Genomic DNA, 6,368 nt, shown 5'->3' with positions numbered 1-6,368 from the left:
CTTACAATTCCTTGTCCGATTAATACACACATTCAAACTCTGCTTTGGAGTTTACACAAAATTCTTGACACACCCATCTTTTTCTTTGCTAGTTTTAGCATTGAGTTGATCGGTCTCTGCTATCTAATCTTCAAAGATGGAAACAAAAAGAAATAGCCGTCAATACTTTGGCTAGTAACGGCTATTCTCTTTAGCTAATAAACGAGTCACCGTCTTAAACGGTTCTACATTGGAGCTGGCCTGCAATCCAGCTCTTTTTATATTTCGATTATAACACATTTGCTGTTAAAGGTGAAAATGGAAGGCCAAGTTCTAGGGAGTTCTTTGGATTCTAATACCGTTAGATGCCCGGTTCATCCATGATTTTTAGTAACGAATATGCTAGAATAAATCTTGTAGAAAAGTGAAGACGGTGGCTCCTGATTCTGAAGGAGAGGTGATGCCTATGGGTAATTCATCAAAATCTGACAGGAAGGAGGAGTGCTTTTTGACCGCCTTTGAAGTTGTGCAGACCATCTTTTTCTTTGCTAGTTTTAGCATTGAGTTGATCGGTCTCTGCCATCTAATCTTCAAAGATGGAGACAAAAAATAATCCGTCCCTTTACTTTGACGAGTAGGACGGATTAAATCTGTTTAACGAGTCACCGTCTTAAACGGTTCTACTTTGAGCTGGATTGCCGTCCAGCTCTTTTTATGTATTAATTATACCATAGTTACAGAAAAAAGTGTAAAGCAAAAAGTCCTAGGAATTCTAGGACTTTTTTGAAATGCTTATTTTACCTCAGTAAATACAACGTGTTTACGCAATTTTGGTGAGTATTTTTTCAATTGAAGACGGTCTGGTGTGTTGCGTTTGTTTTTAGAAGTTAGGTACAAGCGTTCACCAGATTCTTTGTGTTCAAGTGTGATATTTACGCGCATGAGTGCTCCCTTCTATTCTTATTTAGCTGCTTGAGCTTTAGCGATTTTACGTCCTTTGTAGTATCCTTTAAGAGATACACGGTGTGAACGTGAGTAGTCACCAGTTGTAGCGTCGAATTGAACAGATGGTGCTGTCAATTTGTAGTGTGTACGACGTTTGTTTTTCTTCGCTTTTGATGTGCGACGTGCAGGTACTGCCATTTTTTTGTTTCCTCCAATAGAATATTCTTTGACGATTCGTCAACTTTAAAAGAATAACACAAATGAATTGTAAAGTAAAGTTACTTGACAACTTTTTTTAAAAAAATTCGGCTAGAAAAGGTTGTTCCAACCTTTCCAGCCGAACAGTAAGAGTGCGAGGCGCTAAATCCTACTCCTGTGTTTCAAAAATACTTTCTTAGTTAAAAACTATAAAAATCCTAATCTTGTTTCCGACGACGGGATTTGACGGTCATGAGTAAGGCAAGAGTGGCACTCAGGCCTGCAGCAACAGCTGCTGTTTGAGAGCTGTCCCCGGTTTTTGGCAATTCTTTTTGCCCTGCATCTGTAGCTAGTTGTGGCTGAACTCCTGTCGCTGCTTTTACTTTAGCAGAAGCCTTTTGGTCTGTCGGAAGGTTTGAAACTTGAGAAGAAACGAGTTTCTCTTTAACCTTTGGTTGTGCTTCGATTTGAGAGTTAGCTGATTTTACAGCTTCTCCACTAGGTTTTGTAGCCTCAGGTTTCTTAACTTCCGGCGTTACCGGTTGTTTTTCAGTTTTAGGCTCTTCAGCTTCAGGCTGAGGATTTACTGTCTCTTCGCTAGGTTTTTCAACTTCCGGTTCCTTAACCTCAGGAATCCCAGGCTGTTCTTCAGTTTTAGGCTCTTCAGCTTCTGGCTGAGGCTTCACATCTTCCTCGCCTGGTTTTTCGGTTTCCGGTTCCTTGACTTCAGGAGTAACAGGTTGCTCTTCAGTCTTAGGTTCTTCCGTCTCAGGCTGAGGATTTACTGTCTCCTCGCCTGGTTTTTCGTTTTCCGGTTCTTTGACTTCAGGAGTAACAGGTTGCTCTTCAGTCTTAGGTTCTTCCGTTTCTGGCTGAGGTTTCAGATCTTCCTCGCCTGGTTTTTCGTTTTCCGGCTCCTTAACCTCAGGAATCCCAGGCTGTTCTTCAGTTTTAGGCTCTTCAGCTTCAGGCTGAGGCTTCACATCTTCCTCGCCTGGTTTTTCGGTTTCCGGTTCCTTGACTTCAGGAGTAACAGGTTGCTCCTCAGTCTTAGGTTCTTCGGCCTCTGGCTGAGGTTTTACTGTCTCCTCGCTAGGTTTTTCAACTTCCGGCTCTGTAACCTCAGGAGTCGCAGGCTGTTCTTCAGTTTTAGGCTCTTCAGCTTCTGGCTGAGGTTCTACTGTCTCCTCGCCTGGTTTTTCGTTTTCTGGCTCCGTAACCTCAGGAGTCGTAGGCTGTTCTTCAGTTTTAGGCTCTTCCGTTTCTGGTTGAGGATTTACTGTTTCCTCGCCTGATTTTTCGGTTTCCGGTTCCTTGACTTCAGGAGTAGCTGGTTGCTCCTCAGTCTTAGGTCCTTCCGTCTCTGGCTGAGGTTTCACATCTTCCTCGCCTGATTTTTCGGTTTCCGGTTCCTTGACTTCAGGAGTAGCTGGTTGCTCCTCAGTCTTAGGCTCTTCCGTCTCTGGTTGAGGATTTACTGTCTCCTCACTTGGCTTTTCGACTTCCGGTTCTTTGACTTCAGGAGTAACAGGTTGCTCTTCAGTCTTAGGTTCTTCCGTCTCTGGCTGAGGTTTTACTGTCTCCTCGCCTGTTTTTTCGGTTTCCGGTTCCTTGACTTCAGGAGTGGCTGGTTGTTCCTCGGTCTTAGGCTCTTCCGTCTCTGGCTGAGGTTTTACTGTCTCCTCACTTGGCTTTTCAGCTTCCGGTTCTTTGACTTCAGGAGTAGCAGGTTGCCCTTCAGTCTTAGGCTCTTCCGTCTCAGGCTGAGGTTTCACATCTTCCTCGCCTGGTTTTTCGTTTTCTGGCTTCTTAACCTCAGGAGTAGCAGGTTGCTCCTCAGTCTTAGGCTCTTCAGCCTCTGGCTGAGGATTTACTGTCTCCTCGCCTGGTTTTTCGGTTTCCGGTTCCTTGACTTCAGGAATCCCAGGCTGTTCTTCAGTCTTAGGCTCTTCGGTTTCTGGCTGAGGATTTACTGTTTCCTCACTAGGTTTTTCGGTTTCCGGTTCCTTGACTTCAGGAGTAACAGGTTGCTCCTCAGTCTTAGGCTCTTCGGTTTCTGGCTGAGGATTTACTGTTTCCTCACTAGGTTTTTCGGTTTCCGGTTCCTTGACTTCAGGAGTGGCTGGTTGCACCTCGGTCTTAGGCTCTTCAGCTTCTGGCTGAGGCTTCACTGTCTCCTCACTTGGCTTTTCAGCTTCCGGTTCTTTGACTTCAGGAGTAGCAGGTTGCTCCTCAGTCTTAGGTTCTTCCGTCTCAGGCTGAGGATTTACTATTTCCTCACTTGGTTTTTCGTTTTCCGGTTCTTTGACTTCAGGAGTAACAGGTTGCTCCTCGGTCTTAAGCTCTTCCGTCTCAGGCTGAGGTTTCAGATCTTCCTCGCCTGGTTTTTCGTTTTCCGGTTCCTTGACTTCAGGAATCACAGGCTGTTCTTCAGTCTTAGGCTCTTCCATCTCTGGTTGTGGTTTTTCCGTTTCTGGTGTGACGGTTTCTTTTGGTTTGAGGTCGAGTTGGACCAGGAGTGGGTCGTGGTCGGAGGCGCGGCCGTGTTCTTTCATGAAGATGGAGTTGACGTGGATCATGTCGAACTCGTAGCGGTCGAGGAGGTTGTTGGAGAGGACGATGTTGTCGAGGGACTGGTTGTTTCCTTGGTAGAAGTAGGAGAAGCGGTCGTCCTTGTCATGGCGGCTGACTAGGTTGGACAGGGTATCACCTGAGATGAGCTCCATGGTTTTGCTGAATTCGAAGTCGTTGAAGTCTCCCAGCATGGCTACCTTGAGGTCAGGGTTTTGGTTCATTCCTTGGGCGATGAACTGGTTGATGAGGGTGGCCATTTGGTGGCGCTGGTCTTCGGATTTGAAGGTGACGGGTTGGATTTTGCCGAAGTAGCCGTTGTCTCCGCGTTTGGAGTTGAGGTGGACGGCGATGACGTGGACGGTTTGGCCTTGGAATTGGAATTCGGCGATGACCGGTTTGCGGGAGTTTGTCCAGGCTTGGTGGGTTGGTTCGATGCGGGCGATGCTGTGTGTCAGCGCTCCGTTTTCCCAAGCGGCTGGTGTGTGGGCGTCGCCTTTGGGTTTGTCAGCCAGGCTCACGCGCTCCGGATTGTAGAGGAAGCCGGTGCGGATGTTGGCGCCGGGGGCACCGCCGTCTTTATTGTTTTCAGGGTCGATGTCGATGTAGCGGTATTCGGGTCCGCCTTGGGCCTTGATGGCTTCAATGAGGCGGCGGGCGCTTTGGCTGGCGTCGACATTGCCGTCATCGGTGCTTCCGTTGTTGTCCTGGACTTCAATCAGGGTGATGATGTCCGGCGATTTGAGGTCCTCTACAAAGGAGGTTGCGATGCGTTTAACCTTGGCATTGTCGGTGGTTTTGTTGTTGGCTGAGAAGTTTTCAATATTATAAGAAGCAATGCTGAGTTTCTCTGGGTCTTTGACAATACTGGTGGCCTCTGGTTGTACCCCACCGTCGGTGATCTTTGGTGAGTCGGCAACCTTGGCTAGGAGTTTGTAGTTGGTGTAGCCGTAGGAGATTGGTCCATAAATACGTCCTTGGAAGGAATCTCCTGTTTTGGTGATGAGATTTTTGTCAAAAAGGACAGCGATTTTTTCGGGATGGGGGTTGTCTGCTTCTAAGAGTAAACCGCCTACCTTGTTCATCGGGTCGGTGTAATTGCCTGGGACCACATAGACTTCCTTGTTGGCCTGAGGGCCAAGCACCTTGGCGTTGTCAATGCCGACGACCATGCCTTCAAGGGACTCCCAGAAATCAAGGCCGTCTGTGTCTGGATCAAAGGAGCTGAAGGCATCATCTTCCACGATCTTGGTTGGCGCTAGGCGATCCGTTCCCAGAATGACTGGGGCAGGGACAGCTGCAGTGCCCTCTTTGACGACCTTTGTTGCAGCCAACTGGGTGGTGGTTAGATCGGTTTGGTCTTTTTCGCTGTAACCAGAGCCCAGGTATTCCACGACTTTTCCTGTGATGCTGAGGGTATCCCCAAGGGCTACGCTGTGGTTAGGTAGATAGACGTTGATACCGTCAGAGGTTTTCGGATTCTTGTCAGGGTTGAGGTCCTGGATATAGAAATGGTTCTTGTTGGCGACATAGGTTACCACAACATTTTGCACGGTAACGGTTTGGCCTTCTAGTGGGGAGACATGACCTTCCCCTTGGATCTCACCAACGGTGACGATGGTTTCCGCAGGCGGTGCGGCAGTTCCCTTTTTAACGATTTCAAACTGGTTTTCGAGGAAGGGTTTGAGTTGGTTTTTACCACGGTAGGTCGACAAAATCGCAGTGATGTGGATGGTGTCGTTTTCGGAAATCAGATTGTTTAAAAGGCTGTTGCTGATGCCGGTGCGGGCATCAACGCGGACGGCTACTTGTTGGCCAGTGATGTCCGTCAGGTTAAAGCTAGAATTGCCCTTGTTATCGCTGGAAATGGCGCCAACGGTGACATCTTTGAGGGTGACCAGGGTGGATTGGAGTTGATCAGTCAGGCCCTCAATGGTGGTAACAGTTGGGGCAGGGACGGGGATGTCTGCTACTTTGGTCAGGTCTGCAACCTTGGTGAGTTGGAGTTCACCGTTGAAATCGCCCAAGTTGCCCTTGAATTGGACACTGTCGCCACGGCTGACTTCTTGTTTCTTACCGGGATACACATAGACTCCGGTACCTGCCTCGTCCTGGATGTAGAAGCCGTTTCCACCCCAGGCATTGACATCACTGATGACCTTGCCTTGAACGGTAAACTCTTGGCCTTTTTCCCCTTGACGGACCTCAGCTAGGGCTGTCGTGGCTGTTTCCGCACTTGGGCTGGTCTCAGAGGTCGGGAGGGCTTCGGAACTTTCAGCAGGAGCTTGAGCTAAATCCGAACGTTCTGCGCTTTCTTGCGGGGTGTTTGCCGCTAGTGCCTCTGTTGCGGGGCTTTGTTCGTCGGCAGCGATCGTTTCTTGGGGTAGGCTACTGGCTAAAGCAAGCGGTGCTAGCAGCAACGATGCCCTCAGTAGATACTTGTAAACAGCCTTTTTTTCCATGGTGATCTCCTATCTTTTTACTGTTTCCATTGTAACAAAAAAAGAGAAGTGCAGGCGATAATTTTCCGAATAAATTTAGTGAACTTTGCATCTATGGTTCGTTTTTGTTTTTTCTTAAAAGCAGCGTGCTGAACTTTGGAATCATTCCCGTTGTCTCTGATCCGATGTATACCAAGGGAATAGAAGAGTATAAAAAGAAAAATCGCCACGGTA

Annotated in this window: 5 protein-coding genes; 1 reads left to right on the top strand and 4 read right to left on the bottom strand. The window is 47.8% G+C overall.

Features of this window, described 5'->3' with window-relative positions; genetic code table 11:
- Positions 1 to 487 precede the first annotated feature (487 nt).
- Complete coding sequence (locus tag N4310_RS08685; protein ID WP_447449591.1) at positions 488 to 592, top strand: putative holin-like toxin; 105 nt, start codon at positions 488 to 490, stop codon at positions 590 to 592.
- 179 nt (positions 593 to 771) lie between these two features.
- Here N4310_RS08685 and rpmG read toward each other — a convergent pair whose 3' ends face one another.
- The 4 genes from rpmG to N4310_RS07135 form a co-directional block, all read right to left on the bottom strand.
- Entirely contained in the window at positions 772 to 921 is a 150-nt protein-coding gene (rpmG, locus tag N4310_RS07150; protein WP_001265622.1) for a 50S ribosomal protein L33, read from the bottom strand.
- 18 nt (positions 922 to 939) lie between these two features.
- Entirely contained in the window at positions 940 to 1,122 is a 183-nt protein-coding gene (gene rpmF / locus N4310_RS07145) for a 50S ribosomal protein L32 (protein ID WP_160332945.1), read from the bottom strand.
- 218 nt (positions 1,123 to 1,340) lie between these two features.
- Positions 1,341 to 6,155 carry an endonuclease/exonuclease/phosphatase family protein gene (locus tag N4310_RS07140; protein WP_262092638.1) on the bottom strand — a complete coding sequence of 1,605 codons (4,815 nt, stop codon included), beginning with the start codon at positions 6,153 to 6,155 and terminating at the stop codon, positions 1,341 to 1,343.
- Positions 6,156 to 6,172: 17 nt separating this feature from the next.
- The coding region (locus tag N4310_RS07135; protein WP_262092637.1) for a hypothetical protein at positions 6,173 to 6,368 on the bottom strand (196 nt) is incomplete at its 5' end.

This window comes from Streptococcus danieliae (genome assembly GCF_025447695.1).
Taxonomy (GTDB): domain Bacteria; phylum Bacillota; class Bacilli; order Lactobacillales; family Streptococcaceae; genus Streptococcus; species Streptococcus danieliae.
Note: the sequence above shows the minus strand (reverse complement) of the source record. Positions and strands in the feature narration are given on the sequence as shown.